Source organism: Streptomyces sp. SD15, assembly GCF_054462255.1.
In genome coordinates, this window is sequence record NZ_JBTLMO010000013.1 from 44,239 (window position 1) to 64,952 (window position 20,714).

Annotated in this window: 12 protein-coding genes; 5 read left to right on the top strand and 7 right to left on the bottom strand. The window is 71.5% G+C overall.

What is annotated here, in order from left to right; translation table 11 throughout:
* Positions 1-105: 105 nt before the first annotated feature.
* Positions 106-519 (top strand): organic hydroperoxide resistance protein, encoded by a 414-nt coding sequence (locus ACX28W_RS15130; RefSeq protein ID WP_458999453.1) that lies wholly within the window; start codon positions 106-108, stop codon positions 517-519.
* A gap of 118 nt (positions 520-637) precedes the next feature.
* On the opposite strand, the gene ACX28W_RS15135 is transcribed toward ACX28W_RS15130, so the two are convergent.
* From ACX28W_RS15135 to ACX28W_RS15160, 6 genes are all read right to left on the bottom strand, one after another.
* Positions 638-2,848: a bifunctional glycosyltransferase/CDP-glycerol:glycerophosphate glycerophosphotransferase gene (locus ACX28W_RS15135; RefSeq protein ID WP_458999454.1), complete on the bottom strand. Its 2,211-nt coding sequence runs from the start codon at positions 2,846-2,848 to the stop codon at positions 638-640.
* Between the two features lies 1 nt (position 2,849).
* A complete protein-coding gene (locus tag ACX28W_RS15140) occupies positions 2,850-5,039 on the bottom strand; it encodes a bifunctional glycosyltransferase/CDP-glycerol:glycerophosphate glycerophosphotransferase (protein ID WP_458999455.1) in 2,190 nt (729 codons plus the stop codon).
* Positions 5,040-5,184: 145 nt separating this feature from the next.
* Positions 5,185-7,452, bottom strand: a complete 2,268-nt coding sequence (locus tag ACX28W_RS15145) for a bifunctional glycosyltransferase/CDP-glycerol:glycerophosphate glycerophosphotransferase (protein WP_458999456.1) — start codon at positions 7,450-7,452, stop codon at positions 5,185-5,187.
* Between the two features lie 173 nt (positions 7,453-7,625).
* A complete protein-coding gene (locus tag ACX28W_RS15150; protein ID WP_458999457.1) occupies positions 7,626-8,531 on the bottom strand; it encodes a carbohydrate ABC transporter permease in 906 nt (301 codons plus the stop codon).
* Positions 8,528-9,808, bottom strand: coding sequence for a carbohydrate ABC transporter permease (locus tag ACX28W_RS15155; RefSeq protein ID WP_458999458.1), 1,281 nt, complete (start codon positions 9,806-9,808; stop codon positions 8,528-8,530). The genes ACX28W_RS15150 and ACX28W_RS15155 overlap by 4 nt, the downstream gene beginning before the upstream one ends.
* Positions 9,809-9,878: 70 nt before the next feature.
* Positions 9,879-11,294 carry an ABC transporter substrate-binding protein gene (locus ACX28W_RS15160; protein WP_458999459.1) on the bottom strand — a complete coding sequence of 472 codons (1,416 nt, stop codon included), beginning with the start codon at positions 11,292-11,294 and terminating at the stop codon, positions 9,879-9,881.
* 254 nt (positions 11,295-11,548) lie between these two features.
* Between ACX28W_RS15160 and ACX28W_RS15165 the strand changes: the two genes are divergently transcribed.
* Entirely contained in the window at positions 11,549-12,139 is a 591-nt protein-coding gene (locus ACX28W_RS15165) for a GNAT family N-acetyltransferase (RefSeq protein WP_458999460.1), read from the top strand.
* A 95-nt stretch (positions 12,140-12,234) separates the two neighbouring features.
* On the opposite strand, the gene ACX28W_RS15170 is transcribed toward ACX28W_RS15165, so the two are convergent.
* Complete coding sequence (locus ACX28W_RS15170) at positions 12,235-15,612, bottom strand: FHA domain-containing protein (RefSeq protein ID WP_458999461.1); 3,378 nt, start codon at positions 15,610-15,612, stop codon at positions 12,235-12,237.
* Positions 15,613-16,080: 468 nt separating this feature from the next.
* On the opposite strand from ACX28W_RS15170, the gene ACX28W_RS15175 reads away from it, so the two are divergent.
* The 3 genes from ACX28W_RS15175 (at position 16,081) to prfB (ending at position 20,642) form a co-directional block, all read left to right on the top strand.
* Complete coding sequence (locus ACX28W_RS15175) at positions 16,081-17,814, top strand: serine/threonine-protein kinase (protein WP_458999462.1); 1,734 nt, start codon at positions 16,081-16,083, stop codon at positions 17,812-17,814.
* A gap of 195 nt (positions 17,815-18,009) precedes the next feature.
* The gene (locus ACX28W_RS15180) at positions 18,010-19,248 is read left to right on the top strand and encodes a serine/threonine-protein kinase (protein WP_458999464.1); all 1,239 of its coding nucleotides are present in this window, start codon (positions 18,010-18,012) and stop codon (positions 19,246-19,248) included.
* Positions 19,249-19,535: 287 nt separating this feature from the next.
* The gene (gene prfB, locus ACX28W_RS15185; RefSeq protein WP_458999465.1) at positions 19,536-20,642 is read left to right on the top strand and encodes a peptide chain release factor 2; all 1,107 of its coding nucleotides are present in this window, start codon (positions 19,536-19,538) and stop codon (positions 20,640-20,642) included.
* The last annotated feature ends 72 nt before the right edge of the window (positions 20,643-20,714 follow it).

Genomic DNA, 20,714 nt, shown 5'->3' on the forward strand with positions numbered 1-20,714 from the left:
CTCGCCATTAAGTTGTGTGCAATTGAATTGCGTGCTCTAATTGAGGACGTGAGGCGGTCGGACCGGCTGCCCCAGCAATCCTTTGACTTGAGAGGGACGGTCTCCATGGACGCGATCTACACCGCTGTCGCCACCGCCACCCACGGCCGCGACGGCCGCGCCATCAGCTCCGACGGCAAGCTCGACCTCCAGCTGGCCATGCCGGTGGAGCTGGGCGGGAACGGCGAGGGCACCAACCCCGAGCAGCTCTTCGCCGCCGGTTACGCCGCCTGTTTCGCCAGCGCCCTCGGCCTCGTCGGCCGCGCCGCGAAGGTCGACGTCAGCGACGCCGCGGTGACCGGCGAGGTCGGCATCGGCAAGCAGGGAGAGGGCTTCGGCCTGAAGGTCACGCTGCGCGTGGAGCTGCCCGACACCGTGGACCAGGAGACCGGCCGCAAGCTCGTCGAGCAGGCCCACCAGGTGTGCCCCTACTCCATGGCCACCCGCGGCAACATCCCGGTCGACCTCGTCATCGAGTAGGTTCCCGTCCTTCCGACTCCCGCACCTCGCGCCTCTCAAGGGGCGCGAGGCTGTGGCATATGCGGCTCCGCGTGGGCGCGACCAGCCCCCACCGCCCCGCGGCCTGCGCTCGGGACCCTTACGGCGACGTCAGGATGTTGCGTCCCGCCTGCGCCGGCACGGCGACGACGGACACCTGCTCCATGACCTGCTCGCCCAGCATCAGCGTCCGCACGACCCGCTCGGCCGCCCGCCCGTCGTCGAACGCGCAAAACCGCGCCCGGAACCCGGCCCGCAGCCGCGCCGACTCCGCGTCCTGCCAGGTCCCGGACCCGAACAGCCACGCCAACTCCCGGTAGGAGCGCGCGACATGGCCCGCCGCGTCGGCGGTGATGTCGAAGTAGGCGCCACGGCTCGCCGCGTACGCTCCCCAGTCGTCGGCGTGGATCACGATCGGCCGGTCCAGGTTGGCGTAGTCGAACAGGAGGGCCGAGTAGTCCGTGACCAGCACGTCGGAGGCGAGCATCAGATCCTCGACGTGCGGCTCGTCCGTCGCGTCGACGAGAACCCCGCGCCGGTGCAGCTCCGCCAGGCCCATCCCGCGCGCCGGGCCGTCCGCGAGCGACGGATGCAGGCGGACGACGAGGGTGTGGCCCGCACCGAGGTCGTCGGCGAACCGGGCGAGGTCGATACGGTCGGCGTACCCGCCCCGGACGTAGTCGCGGCGCGTCGGCGCGTACAGGACCACGGTGTGGTCGGCGGGGATGCCCAGGCGGGCGCGGATCTCGTCATCCGGCTTCCCGTGGACGAGTACGTCGTTGCGGGGGCTGCCGGTGCGCAGCGAGGTGAAGTGGCAGGGGTAGGCGCGGTCCCAGACCAGCTCGGAGTGGCGGTTGGCGACCAGGCTGTAGTCCCAGCGGTCGGCGCGGCGCAGCATCCCCGGTACGTCGAAGCCGTGCCGGGCGCCGGGCTTGTCCAGCAGGTCGGCCGCCATGTACTTCAGCGGGGTGCCCTGGTGGGTGTGGATGTGGACGCTGCCGGGGCGTTTGACGAGCGTGCCGGGCCAGTTGACGTTGTTGACGAAGTACGTGGCCCGGGCGGTCACTTGGCGGTAGCGCGGCGAGTCCGGGGTGACGTACTCGATGCCGGGCGGCAGCAGCGGCACCTGGTCCTCGCGCACCACCCACACCGAGCGGATGTGCGGGGCGAGTTCACGCGCCGCACGGTGGATCGCGCCCGGGTCGCCGAGCACCCCGCGGTGCGAGAACGCCGAGTAGACCGCCAAGTTCGGGTCCAGCGAGCGGTGTGCGTGCACGGCGGACCAGCCGCGCTTGATGCGGGTGACGGTCGCCTTGCGTGCCTGCCGCCCGCGCCGGCCGAGATTCCCGCCCAGCTGATCCGCCTGCCTCCGGGCGCGATAGCGGACGTAACCGCCCTCCAGGACGCGCAGATCGCTCGGCACCGGCCCGCTCCTGTGCTCGCGGAAGAGGGCGGCCGTACGCCGGAAGAACTCGGCCTTGTCGGACTCGGGCAGCCGGTCCGGCTTGGAGAGGATGTCCAGGCAGTGCTCGCCCATCCTGCGATGCAGATACGGGCGCCAACTCGCTAGTGCCGGGCGGGAGTCGACGAACGCGAAGACCCGCTCGTACTGGTCGTGGATGTCGAAGTGCTTGCGGCTGGTGGTGGACAGGATGCTGCCCTGACGCCGCTGCCGGTAGGCCAGGCAGATCCGGTCCAGCGTGGCGATGCGCTCCGCGCTGAGCATGACCGGGAACGTCCAGGGCGTGTCCTCGTAATAGCCGGGCGGGAAGGCGAAGTCCTCGCGCCGGACGAACTCGCGGCGATAGACCTTGTTCCACGCGACCATCAACAGGTCCAGGATCTCCGGGTGTTCGGCGGCCGCGAAGGTGCCGTCGCCCCCCTCCGCCAGGACGCGTGCGAGGACGTTCCGGCGTGTACCGCCCCACCAGTACGTTCGCGCGTAGTCGAATACGAGGACGTCGGGGTCGTCCGGGTCGGCGGTCTCGTCCAGGCGGTCGGCGATGGCGCGCAGGGCGCCCGGCGTGAGCGTGTCGTCGCTGTCGAGGAAGAAGAGGAAGTCCCCGGTGGCGTACGGCATTCCGGCGTTCCGGGCCGGGCCGAGCCCCACGTTCCGAGGCAGGTGCAGCACCCGTACGCGCGGGTCGCGGGCCGCGTACTCGTCGAGGATCGCGCCGCAGCCGTCCGGCGAACAGTCGTCGACGGCGATGACCTCGAGGTCCGGGTACGACTGGTCCAGGACCGAGTCGAGGCACTCGCGCAGAAAGCCCTGCACCTTGAAGACGGGCACGATGATGCTGAAGCGCGGCACGTCAGCTCCTTACGAGGGTGGACGCGGCGGGGGCCACAACGCGCTCGGCGAGCGGGACCACCGGGGGGATCGCCTCGGGCGGCTCGCCCAGCAGCACTCTCCGTACGACCCTCTCGGCGGCCCTTCCGTCGTCGAACTGGCAGAACCGCGCCCGGAATTCGGCCCGCAGACGCCGCGCGGACTCGTCCGCGTAGGAACGGTCGCCAAAGACCCGCGCGAGCTCCTCGGGGGTGCGGACCACCGGGCCCGGCGGTGCCTGCGTCACGTCGAAGTAGACGCCCCGCGTCTCCCGGTAGACCTCCCAGTCGTCCGCGTACACGACGATCGGGCGGTCGAGGTTGGCATAGTCGAACATGATCGACGAGTAGTCCGTGATCAGCACGTCAGCGGCCAGACAGACGTCCTCCGAGGAGCGGTGCCGGGTCACGTCGATGATCCGGCCGCTGCTCCTTCCGCGACCCTCGTCGTAGAAGTAGTGGGCGCGCAGCAGGACGACGAACTCGTCACCGATCTCCTCGCAGAACGCCTCCAGGTCGAGCCGGGCGTCGAAACCGGTGCTGTGGTCGCGGTGTGTGGGCGCGTAGAGGAGGGCCGTCCTGCCCTCGGGGACGCCCAGCCGCTCGCGCACGCGGGCCACGTCGTCGGCGGTCGCCGTGTAGTAGACGTCGTTGCGCGGATAGCCGTACTCCAGGGCCTCGTACGTGCCAGGGAAGGCCCGCTCCCACATCTGGGTGGAGTGGCGGTTGGAGGAGAGGTTGTAGTCCCAGCGGTCCACGCGGTTCAGCAGCCTGGTGAAGCTGCCGGTCGCGGCGGCCACCACGGGATACGTCGACTGGTCGACGCCCATCTTCTTCAGCGGGGTGCCGTGCTGGGTCTGTACGTGCACGGTGCCGGGGCGCTTGACGACACCGTCCGCGAAGTTGGCGTTGTTGATGAAGTACTTGGCGCGGGCCAGCACCTCCCAGTAGCGGCGGCTGCCGATCACCGCGTGGTCGACGCCCTTCGGCAGCTCATCCACCGCGTCGGGCTCGACCAGGAACACCGAGCGGATGTGCGGGGCGAGTTCGCGGGCCTTGGCGTGGATCGCGGCCGGGTTGCAGGCGTAGCCGCGGCCCCAGTACGCGCAGTACACGGCCAGGTTCTCGTCGAGGGCGCGGCGCAGGTGCGCGGCGTAGCGGGCGCGGGTGCGCGGCATCCTCGGGCGCGGCACCCTTCGTACCGCCTTCGCCGCCGCCCGGTTGGCGCCGCGCAGCGCCCGGAAGACGCTGTACGCCCCGGCCGCGAGCAGCCGGTGCTGCACTCCGACACTGCCCGCCGGCGGCTGGAACCCGGCCGGGCGATGGCACCGGTAGAGCCCGCCCGCGCAGCGGAAGAAGGCCCGGCGGTGGCGCGCGGGCAGTCGGTTCGGGTGGGCGGCCGTCTTCAGGACGACGGTGAAGAAATGATCGAACAACGCTCGTGACCGCTCGTCGGGCAGCCCCTGTTCGGCGGCTGTCCGCATCACCAGGTCGATCTGGTCGAGGAGGTCGAGCTGCTGCTCACCCGGTGCGTTCAGCTTGCTGCCCTGCCGCCGCAGCAGATGCCGTACGACGACCGAGCGCAGCACCGCCACCCGCCCGGCGGCCACGGTCACCAGGCCGCCCCAGCCGAGGTCCGTGAAATGCCCGTCGGGAAAGGTGAGTCGGTGTTCCAGGAGGAAGGCGCGGCGGTAGGCCGCACTCCACGCCGGGACAATCGCGCCGGTGAGCTGCGGCGCCCGGTCCGGGGCGAACACCCCTCGGGGTGTCGGCGGAAGCGGGGGCGTGGCCGCCGCGCCGGACCACCAGTGGACCCGCTCGTGCTCGAAGTAGAGGACGTCCGCGCCGTGCCGGAGCTCGGCGTCCAGGGTTGCCAGCGCGCCCGGCACCAGGACGTCGTCGCCGTCGAGGAAGAGCAGATACGTGCCCCTCGCCACCCCGAGCCCCGTGTTGCGCGCCGCGCCCAGACCGCACGACGGCGGCGAGTACACCGGGACGACCCGGGAGTCCCGCGCGGCGTACCCGGCGACGACCTCGCCCCCCGGGGAGTCCAGCCCGTCGCAGACCGGGATCAGCTCGAGGTCGCCGAAGGACTGGGCGAGGACCGAGTCCAGCGCGTCGGCCAGTCGTCCGGCGACTCCATGAGTGGGCACGATGACGCTGAAGCGGGGCATTCTGCTCTTTCTTTCACGAACGCTCACGGAAACGCTCAGGGAACGCTGGTCAGGGACTTCATCGCCCCGGCCGCCCGGCGGGCCGCCACGTGGTGGGCCGGGTCGGCGTGGGCCGCGATGGGCTGGAAGGCATGCCCGCTCCCGCTCAGAAGGTCTCGGCGACGGGGGCGCCGCCGGGCGCGGGGACGGTCGTGAGGGGGGCGTCCGGGCGGGCCGCGGCGGCCGACGGGACCGGATGCAGCTGCGCGAGCGGCACGGCTCGCGGCAGCCCGCCCCGCTCGCCCAGCACGACATGGCGGACCACCCGCTCGGCGGCGCGCCCGTCCTCGTACGGGCAGAACCGTTCGCGGAACGTGGCCCGCAGCTGCGACGAGCGGGAGCCGCGCCAATGGCCGGTCGAGAAGATGTCGATCAGCTCGTCCTCGCTGCGCGCCACCGCGCCCGGCGGGAAGGCGCGCAGGTCGAAGTAGGTGCCGCGGGACGCCTCGTACGCCTCCCAGTCGTCCGCGTGGATGACGATCGGCCGGTCGAGGGCCGCGTAGTCGAACATCAGGGACGAGTAGTCGGTGATCAGCGCGTCCGAGGCGAGGCACAGGGACTCGACGCTCGGGTGGTCGGAGACGTCGATGAGCCGGGCACCGGGGGTGTGGGTGAGCGGGGCGGCGTACGAGGGGTGGGCCCGGGTCAGCACGACGAAGCTGGGGCCGAGCCGGCGCAGGACGCGCTCCAGGTCGAGGCCGAGGCGCTGGGTGCGGCGGTAGTCGCGGTACGTGGGCGCGTACAGCAGGGCGACGGCGGCCTCGGGGATGCCGAGGGACGCGCGCAGCCGGGACACATCCGCCGAAGTCGCCCGCTGGAAGACGTCGTTGCGGGGGAGCCCGTACTCCAGCGTCGTGAACGCGGCCGGGAAGACCCGCTCCCACACCAGGGTGGAGTGGCGGTTGCCGGACAGGCAGTAGTCCCACTTGTCGGCGCTGCGCAGCAGCTCGGCGAAGTCCGTGTCGCGGGCGGAGGCCGGGCGGTCCTGGAGGTCGAGGCCCATGTGCTTGAGCGGGGTGCCGTGCTGCGTCTGGATCATGATCTGGCCGCTGCGCTTGACCAGCCGGCGGTCGAAGTTGACGTTGTTCACGAGGTACTTGGAGCGGGCGAGTGCCGTCCAGTACGCCGTCGTACCGGGCCGCAGCCTGCGCGTCGCGGGCGGGATCGTGTGATGGTGCTCGGGGTGCGCGATCCACGCGGTGCGGATGTGCGGGGCGAGATTGCGGAACGCCGACTCCAGGGCGCCCGGATTGCAGCCGTGGCCGCGCCCCCAGTAGCTGGAGAAGACGGCGCGGTCGGCGCGCAGGGGAAGACGGAGCTGGACGCGGTAGTGGAACTGCAGGGCGGCGCCGCGTGTGGCGCGAAGCAGTTCTTTCATGCGGCGCAGGGACTTTTTCCGCGCGTGCGAGGCCAGCGACAGCAGGCGGTACGTGCGGTGCGTGCCGAGCCGGACCAGGGCGTGCCGGACGCGGGTGCGCGGGCGGACGGGGGCGCCCGGCGTGCGGTAACGGCGGTAGTGGGTGCGAGCCTTGCGGAGGAACTCGGCGCGGGTGCCGCGCGGCAGCCGGTCGCGCCTGGTGAACACCGTCGAGAGGTGGTCGACCATCCGGCGGAACAGGACCGGGCGCCAGCGGGCGGCCAGCTCCGGGTGCGCGTCGAGATGCGCGAAGACACGGTCGTACTGCTCGAAGATGTCGAAGTGGCTGCGGCTGCTGGTGCCGAGGATGTTGCCGTGCCGGCGCTGGCGGTAGTGGACGCACACGCGATCCAGGGTGGCGATGGTCTCGGCGGAGACCAGCACCGGATAGGTCCAGGGGGTGTCCTCGTAGTGGCCGGGCGGGAAGGTGAAGCCCTCGCGCTCGACGAACTCGCGGCGGTACGCCTTGTTCCAGACCACCATCAGGACCTTGAGCAGTCCCGGCCGGTCGTCCAGCGGGAAGGGCGCCGGGCCCTGCTCGGTGAGCTGCTCCGCGAACTGGTTGCGGACAGTCCTGCCGCTCCAGTACGTGCGCGCGTAGTCGTAGACGAGGACGTCCGGTTCGGCAGTCTCCTTCAGCCGGTCGGCGATCGCGCGCAGGGCGTCCGGGGTGAGCGTGTCGTCGCTGTCCAGGAAGATCAGATAGTCGCCGGTGGCGCGTTCGAGGCCCGCGTTGCGGGCGCGGCCCAGGCCGACGTTCTCGGGCAGGTGTACGGGACGGACGCGGGCGTCGCGGGCGGCGAACTCGTCGATGATCGCCCCGCAGGCGTCGGGCGAGTGGTCGTCGACGGCAATCAGTTCGAGATCGGGGTACGACTGCTCGAGGACGGATTCAAGGCACTCGTGCAGGTACGCCTGAACCTTGTACGCGGGGACGATGACACTGAACCTGGGCAAGGCACATCCATGGGTCGGCGCGGGCATACTGCGCGGAAACGGCCGAAGGGGTGACTTGGTTACGCCAGATGTGGCATACGGGGGATGTACGGGTGAACGCGCGGGGTTGTCGCGGTGACGGGCGAGGGGCGGGCCGGTGTCCGGCCCGCCCCTGAAATGCTGCTGCTGTCGGTCTACTTCACCGCGCCCGCCATCACGCCGGACACGAACTGCCGCTGGAACGCGAAGAACACCGCCAGCGGGATCACCATCGAGATGAAGGCGCCCGGCGCCAGCACGTCGATGTTGTTGCCGAACTGACGTACCTGGGTCTGCAGTGCGACCGTGATCGGCTGGCTGCCCGAGTCGGAGAACACCAGCGCGACCAGCATGTCGTTCCACACCCACAGGAACTGCAAGATGCCGAGAGACGCGATCGCGGGACCGCCGAGCGGCATCACGACCCGTACGAACAGCCGTAGTTCACCCGCGCCGTCGAGCCTCGCCGCCTCCAGCAGCTCCCTCGGGATCTCCGCGAAGAAGTTCCGCAGCAGGAACACCGCGAAGGGCAGGCCGAAGCCCACATGGAAGAGGATGACGCCGAAGATCGTGCCGAAGACGCCGATGTTTCCGAAGAGTTCGGCGATCGGGATCAGCGCCACCTGTACGGGGACGACCAGCAGGCCGACCACGCCCAGGAACCACCAGTCGCGGCCGGGGAACTCCATCCAGGCGAAGGCGTAGCCCGCGAGCGAGCCGATGACCACGACGAGGACGGTCGCCGGGACCGTGATCAGCACGGTGTTCACCAGCGAGTCGGTGATGTCGCTGTTCTCCAGGAGCTTTTGGTAGCTGTCCACGGTGAGCTGCGAGGGCTCGCTGAACACCTTCCACCAGCCGGACGCGTTCATGTCCTCCGGCCTGCGCAGCGAGGACAGCAGCAGCCCGATGGTCGGCACCAGCCAGAACAGGCCGACGAGGAGCAGGACGACGCGTACGATCCCGCCGCTGACGCCGCTCGCGAGCCGGGAGCCGAGGGAGGACTTGGCCTTGCGCGCGCTCTGCTCGCCTTGCGCGCCTTGCTTGCTCGGCGTGCTCATCGCCGCACCTCCCGCCTGAGCCTGCGGATGTTGAACAGCATCACCGGGATCACGAGCAGCAGCAGGAACACCGCGATGGCGCTCGCGATGCCCGGCTGGTCCTCCGAGAAGCCCTTGCGGTACAGCTCCAGGGCCAGCACGTTGGCGTCGTCCTGGGACGAGCCCGGCGCGATGATGAAGACCAGGTCGAACACCTTCAGCACGTTGATCATCAAGGTGACGGCGACGACCGCGAGCACGGGTGCGAGCAGCGGCACGGTGACCCTTCTGAAGACCTGCCACTCGTTGGCGCCGTCGACCCGGGCGGCCTCCAGGAGCTCACGCGGCACGCCCGCGAGCCCCGCCGCGATCAGCACCATCGCGAAACCCGCCCACATCCAGATGTACGAGCCGATGATGGCCGGCGTGACCAGGGACGGGCCGAGCCAGTCGAGGCCGTTGTAGGGCTCCCGGAAGTTGCTTGCCGGAAGCCGGAGTTGGGCCCCGTCGGCCTTGTCCGAGAGTGTGAAGGTGCCGTCGCCGGCGACCTTCGTGGAGTCGACCACCTTGCCGTCCTTGACGGCCTCGACCTTCATCCCCGCGTAGCCGAGCTCGCCCGTGTCGACCTGGCCGAGCTTCCCGACGCCCTTGCCGCGGGTGAAGTCCTGCCAGGCCGTACCGGTGACCTTGCCGGGCTCGGGCGCGGCCTGTACGGCCTCCTTCGCGCTGCCGGGCATCTGTTCGGGGGCGACACCGACGAGGGGGAGGGTGACGGACTGTCCGGCCTGGACGGGTTGTCCGGTGATGAACCCGCCCTTGTCCGGCTGGAGCGGCGACTGCCGTCCCGGGTGGGCCTTCGGGAACGCCGATGACTCGGCGAACGTGTCGTGCACCCCCACCCAGACCGCGTTCGCGACCCCCTTCTCCGGGTCCTGGTCATACACCAGCCGGAAGATGATTCCCGCCGCGAGCATCGAGATCGCCATCGGCATGAAGATGACGAGCTTGAACGCCGTGCCCCAGCGCACCCGTTCGGTGAGCACCGCGAAGACGAGTCCGAGCGCGGTCGCGACGGTGGGCGCGAACACGACCCAAATGATGTTGTTCTTCAGGGCGGTGCGGATGCCGTCGTCCGTGAACAGGGACTTGTAGTTGTCGATTCCGGCGAACCCGTCGCCGGACTGGTCGTAGAAGCTGCGGACGATCGAGTACCCGATCGGGTAGACCACGAGCGCGCCGAGCAGCACGAGACAGGGCAGCAGGAAGAGCACTGCCACGGTCCTGCGGGTGCCGGTCACGCTCTTGTGTTTTCCGGGCGCGGGAGGAGCCGGGGTGGCTCCTCCCGCCGTTGCCGACGTCATCGCCGGATCAGCCCTTGTAGGCCGCGGCCGCGTCGGCCTCCAGCTTCGCCTGTGCCCCTGCCACGTCCTTCGGGTTCTTCAGGAAGTCCTGCAGGACCTTCCACTCTCCCTTGCCGGGCGTACCGCCGAAGGCCTGCGGGGCCTGGTCGGACATGTCGAAGCGGAAGTCGTCGCCCGCGGCGATCAGGGCCTTCGCCATGGACTGCTGGACGGCGTTCGGGTACGCGGAGTTGGCCACGTTCTTGTTGGGGGAGAGGTAGCCGCCGAGCCCGGCCCAGATCGTCGCGGCGTCGGGCGAGGCGAGGAAGGTGAGCAGGGCTTGCCCCGCCTTCGACTCCTTCAGCAGTACGGCCGCGTCGCCACCGCTGACGACAGGCGCCTTGTCGCCCACCGCCGGGAACGGGAACACCTTCGCGTCCGTTCCGATCTTCGCCTCCGTCTCCGCGATGTTGACGCCCACGAAGTCGCCCTCGAAGACCATGCCCGCCTTCGGCTGGTCACCGCCGGTGAACGTCTGCGTCACCGACGCCGGGAACTCCGTCTGCAGCGCGCCGTCCGCGCCGCCCGCGATGTAGTCCTCGTTGCCCCACAGCTGGGCGAGTGTGGTCAGCGCGTCCTTCACGGACGGGTCCGTCCACTTGATCTCGTGCGCGGCGAGCTGGTCGTACTTCTCGGGCCCAGCCTGGGAGAGGTAGATGTTCTCGAACCAGTCGGTGAGGGTCCAGCCGTCCGCGCCGCCGACGGAGACGGGGGTGACACCGGAGTCGTAGACGGTCTGGGCGGTGGAGAGGAACTCGTCCCAGGTCTTGGGCTCCGTCACCCCGGCGTTCTCGAAGACCTGCGTGTTGTACCAGACCAGCGACTTGTTGGCGGCCTTGAAGTAGACGCCGTACTGCTCGCCGTCGATCTTGCTCAGGTCCTGCCAGCCCTGTGAGTAGTTCTTGGCGAGCTGAGCCTGCGCGTCCGCGCCGACCGGCTTGGCCCACTTCTTCTCCACGGCCTGCTTGATGGCGCCGACCTGCGGAAGCATCGCGACGTCCGGCGGCGCACCGCCCGCGATCTTCGAGCCGAGGAAGTTGATGATCGGGTCCTGTGCGGGTACGAAGGTGACCTTCGCGCCGGTCCGCTTCTCGAACTCCGCGAGCACCTTCTTGAAGTTGGCCTGCTCGGGGCCGGTCCATACGGCCGCCACCTCGAGGCTCTCGCCGTCGAGCTTGGGGAGGGTGAGGGTGCTGCCGCCGCTACTGGCGCTGCTTTCCTCCCCGTCGTTGCCGCTCTTGTCGCCGCTGTCCCCGCCGCATGCGGTGAGGGTGAGCGCGCCGACAATGACGAGGGCTGCGGCTGCTTGTGCGGCCCTGGATGACCTGCGTGTCGAGTCTGTCGAGCTGTTGGGCGACCTGCGTGTACGAAGAGTGCTGCGCATTAATGCCCCGTTCTTCGTTCGTCGTCGAACGTCCGAAGCTGTCCCGTGCGGTCTGGTCTACGCCTGAGGGCTGGAGTGCGGCAAGAGCACCCGCGCTGTCAAGTGAGTGATCGTGATTGGGTCGTGACGTGCGCCGCCCTCGTTTGCAGTGGCATCCGACGCGCGGGTTGGGCGATACGGCTCACCCACGCGGTCACATCACGACGCGCGATATTCGGATCTCGCGCGTCCGAACGCTGTGCCACGATGCCGAGATGATCTCCAACTCGCCCATATCCCCCGTCGTTCCCGCAGGCCGGATGGCCCGGAAGGGACAGCCGGTGCTCAGTCTTCCCGGCGGGCTGGAACTACGTCCATGGCGCGTCACCGACGCCGACGTCCTGGTGGCCGCCGGCCAGGATCCGGCGATTCGCCAATGGAACCTCCTGCACGTGGAGTCGCCGGACGACGCGCGCAAAAGGATCGAGCGCATGCACGAGCGCTGGCACGCCGAGACGAGCGCGATCTGGGCCATCGCCGGGCCGGGCGGCGGCAAGGCCACAGGGCTCATCGGGTGGAACGACATCGACCTGCGGGGCGGCAGCGCCGAGATCGTCTACTGGCTCCTTCCCGCGGCCCGGGGCGGAGGTGTCGTCGCCGAGGCCGTGCGACGCGTCAGCCGGTGGGCCCTGGGCGACCTCGGCCTGCATCGCCTGCGACTGTGCCACTCGGTGACCAACCCGGCATCCTGCCGAGTGGCGGCCAAGGCCGGATACTCCCTCGAGGGCACCATGCGCGGCGCGCTGCTCCACACGGACGGCTGGCACGACCAGCACCTCCACGCTCTCGTCCAGGGCGACTGTTAGGCGGCCGGACCGTGCGGAGCGGAGACCTCGACCGTCACGGGCGAGTGTGGAGGGTGGACCGCTCACCTCAACCGAGTTCTTCCATGTCACTCCGGTCAGAGCAACGACGGCACCTCAACAGCCGCCACCGAGCGTGCCGCCCGCTCCAACGCGCTGGCCAGGAGCGCCAAGTCCGTCGGACCGTTGCCGAGTTCGCGGACCGGGCGGCGGGCCGGGGGGTCGCCCATGCGGTGCCAGTCCAGGGGGACGACTGTGGGGCGGAGGGTGGCGGTGCGGGGGATGCGGCCGGTGACGCGGCCGGCTTGGAAGGGGGTGAGGCGGCCGTCGGGGGTGGAGAGGCGGCCGCGGCCGGGGGCCGGTTCGTCCGCACCCGGCGACGGTGGGTCGAGGGTGACGCGGAGCGCGGCGGCGCGGCCCAGTTCGGTGGTGGCCGTTCGGCCGTCGTCCATGGCGGTCGCCACGAGGTGGACCCCGAGGCGGTCGCCCTCGCGGGCAACGGCTTCCAGGGCCCGTACGACCGAACCGGCCGCGGGCCGTCCCGGTGATCCCAGCGCGGGGGAGAGCAGCGCGTCCAGGTCGTCGACCATGACGACGAGGCGGGCGAGCGGGGGGCCCGGCTCGGTGCGCTCCCGGGTCGCCGCGGGGCGCAGGCGCAGCGTCGAGCTGGGCGCTGTGTCGAGATCCGCGGCTCCGGAGGGGGCTCCCGGCGACGAGCCGACGGGGGGCTTGGGTGTGCGCTGGGCGACGATCCGGGGCGACACCTCGCGCCGGGTGTGCCACTCCGCGAAGTCGAGTCGCCCGAGCAGCTCGGCCCGCCGCTTCAGCTCGGCGCTGAGGGACTGGGCGAACTCCCGCATGCGCACGGGGTCGTTGGCGGTGAGGTGGGTGGTGACGTGCGGGAGGTCCGTACAGACACGGAGCCCCTCGCCCCCTTGCCCCGCGCCATGGCCCCCGGTGCTGTCGCGTCCGTCCACGAGCACGATCCCGAGCCGGTCCGGTCGCTCCGCGGCGGCCAAAGACGCGGCGATGGAGCGAAGGAGTTCCGTACGGCCGCTGCCCGGTGAGCCCTCGATCAGCAGATGCGGGCCCTCGGCGGGGAGATCCACGGCGACCGGTCCGCGCGGGCCCGCGCCGAGGACCGCCCGGCCGCGTCCGCCGAGCGCCTCCGCGTCGTCCGCCGCGTCCGCCCAACGCGCCATCAGCGAGGCCGGGGTGGCTCTGGCAAGTCCCAACTCGTCCAACAGGCGTGCCATTTGGGGCAATGGAGCCGATACGCGTGTGTGCCGGTCGGCGTGCGTGCCGTCCGCACGCAGGGGAGCGAGCGCGCGTGCGAAGCGCTCGGCCCAGGCCGGTGACACCGCGTCCACGGCGGCGACGGTGCCGTGCCCCACGGGCCCGCCCGACGCCACCCGCAGCAACCGCAGCGCCGTCGCCACGTCCCCGCTGAGCAGCGCCACCGCCCCGCACTCCCGGAACGCCGGTGACGCCTCGCCCGCCGCCTCGTACGTCTCCGTCACCGGCGACGCGGGCGACGCCGGTGACGTCTCGGCCAGGCACACCACGTGGACACCGGCCCGCGACCCCTCGTGCGCCAGCCGCACCACGGCCTCCCGGACGTCGGCACCGCCGGGGTCCCCGTCCACCACGAGGACCGTGTACGGCCCGTCGAAGGCGCCGGGCGTCGGGTCCTCGTCGCGCGCCCAGGAAGGCCGGTGCGCTCCGCCCCGTACATCGCCGCCGGCGTCCAGGGGGATGTGGTCGGCCTTGTCGTACGGCCTGGGCCTGGTGCCCGAACCGTCGATGCCGGCCGTGTCCGACAGGTGGTCCTCCAAGCGGCGGAGGAGTTCGGCCGTGCGGGCCGTCGCCTGTTCGCGGTCGTAGGCGAGGAGGAGACGGCAGTCCTGGCCGTGGGCGGGGCGGAGGTGGGGGAGCCAGCCGAGCCAGGACCACTCGGCGGTGCGCTCCTCGACCGTGCGGGAGCGGTCCGTGCTGATCAGGACGATCTCGAGGGCGTCGGGGGAGTGCAGCGCGGCGAGCTGCGCCACGACCGAGCGGGCCAGCCCCGCCAGGCGCGTCCGGGGCCCGGCCAGGCCCAGCGCGCCGACCTCCCGCAGGTCCGCCGTCACCGGCACCGCGGACAGCAGCCCCGCACCGCCGGGCGCCGCCCGGTCGGCCGTGCCCAGCCGCACCGTCAGCGCCTCCGGGTGTCCCGGTCCGCGCTCCCAGAGGCGCGGACCCGGTCCGAGTGCGGTGAGCAGCAGCGCCGCGGGATCGGGCCAGCTCTCCGGCGCCCGCGCCGCCAACGGGGCTGCTGCCGCGGGCATCGCGGCCGCGTACTCCCCGTCGTCGTACCCGTCGTACCCGTCGGGCCCGGTGCCTGCCGCTTCTCCACGGCCACCGGCCAGCCGCCGCGCCCAGGCGCCGAGCCCGCCCCGCTTCCGTACCCCCGGCGGAACGTCCGTGCCCCGCGGGGGAGTGCCTTTTCGGGTGCCGGTGTCGGGGGCGGCCGTGGCTCCGGTCGCTGCCGCGTCGGGAGCGGCCTTGGTGGGGGCGGCCTCGGTGGGCGGGTCGGGCAGGCGGCTCTCGATTCGGGGTGCGCTGCCCTGCTCCGGCACCGCCGGGCCGCGCTCCCGCGTCCCGGGGACGCCGCCCGAGGCCCCCCACTCCGCCACTCCGTACGCGTGATGTGTGTCACCGCCGGGTGGGGTGTCCGCGCCGGAGGTGCCCCCCACGCGCGCGTGCGGCACGACAGACGCAGACGCCCCAGCGGATGGCGACTTCGGGCGGGCCTCGGTCCCGGTGGCGGTCCCCGTGGCCACCCGGACATGGCCCTCCCCGTCGGGCGTCGTCCGCACGGAACCCGCGCCGCCGGGCGGAGCCAGCCGCAGGGCGGACTCGCCGACGCGCAGGAGCGCGCCCGGTGCGAGGCGGACGGGGCGGGTGCCCACGCGGGTGCCGTCCAGCGTCGTGCCGTTCGTGGAACCCAGGTCGGCGACCGAGACGCGGCCCTCGGGGGTGACCGTGACCGCGCAGTGCAGGCGGGAGACGTCCGGGTCGTCCAGGGGGACGTCCGCGTCGGCGGAGCGGCCGATCTGGATCCGGCCGCCGTGCAGGAGGTGGACGCCGCCCGCGTCGGGGCCCGCGACGACATGGAGCTGGGCCGCGACGTCGTCCACGTCCGGACCGGGCTCCGCGGGGGCGCCCAGGGACAGCACGGCGCCGTCCGTCAGGGGCGGCTCACCCAGTGTGCAGCGCTGCCCGTCGAGCCGCTCGACGCCCGCGTACAGCACGACCGGGCCTCCCCCGAGCGGGGCGGTGCCCCCGTCCCCGCCGACCGCCGCGGCCAGGCCCGATGCCACCGCCGCCAGCGCCGTCCCGGCGGGAGCGGTGACCAGCACATCGCAGGCCGCGGCACGTCCCCGCGGCTCCGAGGGCGGGCCCAGCGGGTCTACGACGGTCAGCCGGATCTGCATCGCCGTCAGCGGTCCCTTCCGCGCAGGCGCCCGCGCGGAAGGCGAGGCTGTGCCGCGGTCCCCCCACCGCAGATTCCCCCACCGCACACGGGCACGTCGGCCAGTACTGAAGGCATCCTCGCACCTGCCACTGACAACACGCCCGCCGCCCACCCGCGAGTGATCTTGATTGGTCGGCTCTGCCCGTAAAAGTGCCTGACCGATACCCGACCCATGGCCGACCGGTGCCCGCTTGAGATCGGTCACGCCAACGCCTCGGCAACCAACCGCCCGGAGCGAGCGTCTTTCCATCGAACATGCACGGGAACGTGTACGTAAGCCCTTATACGAACCACAAGCGCCCAGGGGAAGCACAGGAAGACGACAGCCCAGTGCCCTGTACGGCGGCACTACAGTGGGTCGGGAACACCTGTACCACGGTGATCACGGTGGACGGACCAGGCAAGCAAGCAGCAGGGAGCGCATGACGTGCGGCCGGTAGGCAGCAAGTACCTGCTCGAGGAGCCGCTCGGACGCGGCGCCACGGGCACCGTCTGGCGAGCCCGCCAGCGGGAGACCGCGGGCGCCGAGGCGGCCGTGGCCGGCCAGCCCGGCGAGACCGTGGCGATCAAGGTCCTCAAGGAGGAGCTCGCCAACGACGCGGACGTCGTGATGCGGTTCCTGCGGGAGAGGTCCGTGCTGCTGCGCCTGACCCACCCGAACATCGTGCGGGTGCGGGACCTCGTCGTCGAGGGCGACCTGCTCGCGCTGGTCATGGACCTCGTCGACGGCCCCGACCTCCATCGCTACCTGCGCGAGAACGGGCCCTTCTCGCCCGTCGCCGCCGCCCTCCTGACCGCCCAGGTCGCCGACGCGCTCGCCGCCAGCCACGCCGACGGTGTCGTGCACCGCGACCTGAAGCCCGCGAACGTCCTGCTCAAGCAGGACGGCGGTCAGATGCACCCGATGCTCACCGACTTCGGCATCGCCCGGCTCGCCGACTCCCCGGGTCTCACCCGGACCCACGAGTTCGTCGGCACGCCCGCCTATGTCGCGCCCGAGTCCGCGGAGGGGCGCCCGCAGACGTCCGCCGTTGACATCTACGGGGCGGGCATTCTGCTGTACGAGCTGGTCACCGGGCGTCCGCCGTTCGCCGGCGGGTCCGCCCTCGAGGTGCTCCACCAGCACCTCTCCGCAGAGCCCCGCCGCCCGTCGACCGTCCCGGACCCGCTGTGGACCGTCATAGAGCGCTGCCTGCGCAAGAACCCGGACGAGCGGCCCAGCGCCGAGAGCCTCGCGCGCGGCCTGCGCACCGTCGCCGCGGGCATCGGCGTGCACGCCAACTCCGCGCAGATCGCCGCCGCCGAAGGGGTGGGCGCGCTGCTCGCCCCCGACCCGATGCCGGCTGCGGTCCCGGGCATGCCCGGTGCGGCCGACCCCACGCAGGTGCTGCCGCACGGCGCGGGGGCGTACGACCCGAACGGCGCGACCAGCGTCCTGCCGCACACCGGTGACGCCGACCCCACCTCCGTACTGCCGCACCACGGCGCGGCCGATCCGACCGCCGTCATGCCGCCGGTGCCGCAGCACCAGCCCGGCGGGCAGCAGCCCGGTCAGCCCGGTCAGCCCGAGGATCCGCACCCCTGGCAGAACCAGCTGCGCGCTGCCCGCGACCGCAATGAGCAGACGCAGGTCCAGTATCTCGACCCCGACCAGGACCCGCTGCGCCGTCGCCCGCAGCGACAGGTCGCGCGCCCGCAACAGCAGCAGCAGCAACAGCAACAGCAGCAGCGGCCGCCGCAGGGGCAGCAGCCGCCGCCCGGGTACGGGTATCCGCAGCAGCAGTACGCGCAGCCTCAGCAGCATCAGCCGCAGCCGTACGCACCTCAGCAGCCGCAGCGCCAGCAGCCGCAGCCCCAGCGCCAGCAGCCGCAGCGGTACACGCCCCCGCCGCAGCAGCCCGAGGCGCCCGCACCGCGGCAGCCGCGTGAGCCGCGGCAGTCCAGTCCCAACCGGATGAAGATTCCAGGGCTCGGCTGCCTCAAGGGATGCCTGTTCACCATCGTCATCCTGTTCGTCGCCGGGTGGCTGGTCTGGGAGTTCAGTCCCCTGCAGGGCTGGATCGGGACCACCAAGGGGTACTGGGACCAGCTGACCGACTGGTTCACCACCGCCACCGATTGGATCGGGGATCTCGGCGGGGACTCCTCTTCCGGTAACTGACGGGCACTCGACGGACAGCCGACTCTGGGGACTTGTCGACATCTGACGGGTGATTTCCGCCTCCGAGGTGAAGGTTGCGGCTCCGGACGCGTAGTTTTGTCGGCTGAGGGCCTGGGGGCCCGCGGCGGCAGCCGCTGATGTCAGCGTCCCCAGGACGGCGCAGCAGCGACAACACGCGTCTCGGTAGGAGCTGTCTTGGCACGGAAGATCGGGAGCCGGTACACCGCGAACCAGATTCTGGGGCGGGGCAGCGCCGGCACGGTGTGGCTGGGCGAGGGACCCGAGGGGCCCGTCGCCATCAAGCTGCTGCGCGAGGACCTCGCGTCCGACCAGGAGCTGGTGGGCCGCTTCGTACAGGAGCGCACGGCTCTGCTCGGGCTCGACCATCCGCATGTCGTGGCTGTGCGGGATCTCGTCGTCGACGGGAATGACCTCGCGCTCGTCATGGATCTCGTCCGCGGTACGGATCTGCGCACCCGGCTGGACCGGGAGCGGCGGCTGGCGCCCGAGGCCGCGGTCGCGATCGTGGCCGATGTCGCCGACGGGCTGGCGGCGGCGCACGCGGCGGGGGTCGTGCACCGGGACGTGAAGCCGGAGAACGTGCTGCTCGACATGCAGGGCCCGCTCGGCCCCGGCGGCTCGCACCCCGCGCTGCTCACGGACTTCGGTGTGGCCAAGCTCATCGACTCGCCGCGGCGGACCCGGGCCACGAAGATCATCGGTACGCCGGACTATCTGGCGCCCGAGATCATCGAGGGGCTGCCGCCGCGGGCCGCCGTCGACATCTACGCCTTGGCGACGGTCCTGTACGAGCTCCTTGCCGGGTTCACGCCCTTCGGGGGCGGGCATCCGGGGGCGGTGCTGCGGCGCCATGTCACCGAGACCGTCGTTCCGCTGCCGGGGATCCCGGAGGAGCTGTGGCAGCTGCTGCTGCAGTGTCTGGCCAAGGCGCCGGCCTCGCGGTTGCGGGCGTCCGAGCTGGGGGCGCGGCTGCGGGAGCAGTTGCCCCTGCTGGCGGGGATGCCGCCGCTGGATGTGGACGAGCCGGACGGGGAGTCGGCGGAGGAAGTCCACGAGGGCGAGCCGGCGGAGTCGGCCGTGCCCGTCTCGCGGGTGCGGCGGGGGGCGGTGCCGCTGGTGCCGGGGGCCGCGCCGGACTCGAATCGGGACACGCATACGTCGATGCGGGTGCCGGGGCCGGACGAGCTGGCGGGTGGAGCGCGGGGGACGGCGCGTGCTCCGCGGGCGGCGGGGGCGCCGCGGCCGGGGTCGGCGCGGCATCGGGCGTCGGCGAGGCGGCGGCGGATCACGTTGGGGGTGGCGGGGGTGGTGCTGGTCGCGGCGGTGGGGGTCGGTACGTGGCTGGCCACCTCCGGGGACGATGCGGGGGGCACGCCCCAGGACACGAAGAACTCGGCACCGGCGTCGCCCTGAGAGGTTTCTCGCCCCCGCCGCCCCTACCCGTCCCATCCCGTTCCTGGGGGCTCCGCCCCCAGACCCCCGCCAGGGGCGCTGCGCCCCCCTGGACCCCCGCTCGCCGGAGGGGCTCGTCCTCAAACGCCGGACAGGCTGGAGATGCGCTCCTCAGGGGCGCGGGGAACTGCGCGACCAGCCCCCACCCACCCGCAGCCGACAGCCCCCCCGCGCAGCTCAGCCCAGGTGCACCGACCCCGTAGGGGCGAGGGGCGAGCCGTGCTTGCCGTAGCCGTTACGCTGGAGGCGTGGCAGTCGTCGATGTATCCGAAGAGCTCAAGTCCCTCTCCTCGACCATGGAGTCGATCGAGGCCGTCCTGGACCTCGACAAGCTGAGGGCAGATGTCGCCGTGCTCGAGGAGCAGGCGGCCGCGCCGTCCCTGTGGGACGACCCGGACGCGGCGCAGAAGATCACCAGCAAGCTGAGCCACCTCCAGTCGGAGGTCAGGAAGGCCGAGGCGCTGCGCGGGCGTATCGACGATCTGAGCGTGCTCTTCGAGATGGCTGAGGAGGAGGACGACCCGGACACCCGTGCCGAGGCCGAGTCCGAGCTCACCGCCGTCAGGAAGGCGCTGGATGAGATGGAAGTCCGGACCCTGCTCTCCGGGGAGTACGACTCCCGCGAGGCCGTCGTCACGATCCGTGCCGAGGCCGGTGGTGTCGACGCCTCCGACTTCACCGAGAAGCTGCAGCGCATGTATCTGCGCTGGGCGGAGCGCCACGGCTACAAGACGGAGCTCTACGAGACCTCGTACGCGGAAGAGGCGGGCATCAAGTCCACCACCTTCGCCGTCCACGTCCCGTACGCGTACGGAACGCTGTCCGTGGAGCAGGGCACGCACCGCCTCGTGCGGATCTCGCCGTTCGACAACCAGGGGCGGCGCCAGACGTCCTTCGCGGGTGTCGAGATCCTGCCTGTCGTCGAGCAGACCGATCACATCGAGATCGACGAGTCCGAGCTCCGGGTGGATGTGTACCGGTCGTCCGGACCCGGTGGTCAGGGTGTCAACACCACCGACTCCGCGGTGCGGCTCACCCACCTCCCCACCGGCATCGTCGTGTCCTGCCAGAACGAGCGGTCGCAGATCCAGAACAAGGCGAGCGCGATGAACGTGCTCCAGGCCAAGCTGCTCGAGCGGCGCCGCCAGGAGGAGCAGGCCAGGATGGACGCCCTCAAGGGCGACGGCGGCAACTCCTGGGGCAACCAGATGCGTTCGTACGTCCTGCACCCGTACCAGATGGTCAAGGACCTGCGGACGGAATACGAAGTCGGTAACCCCGAAGCCGTTTTCAACGGCGAGATCGACGGGTTCCTCGAGGCCGGAATTCGCTGGCGCAAGCAGCAGGAGAAGTAGGGCGGAACCCCGAGGGTCTCTGAAGAGATTTCTTTGGGCTCTTTGTCGACAAGGCAACTGCCGTTCCATGGA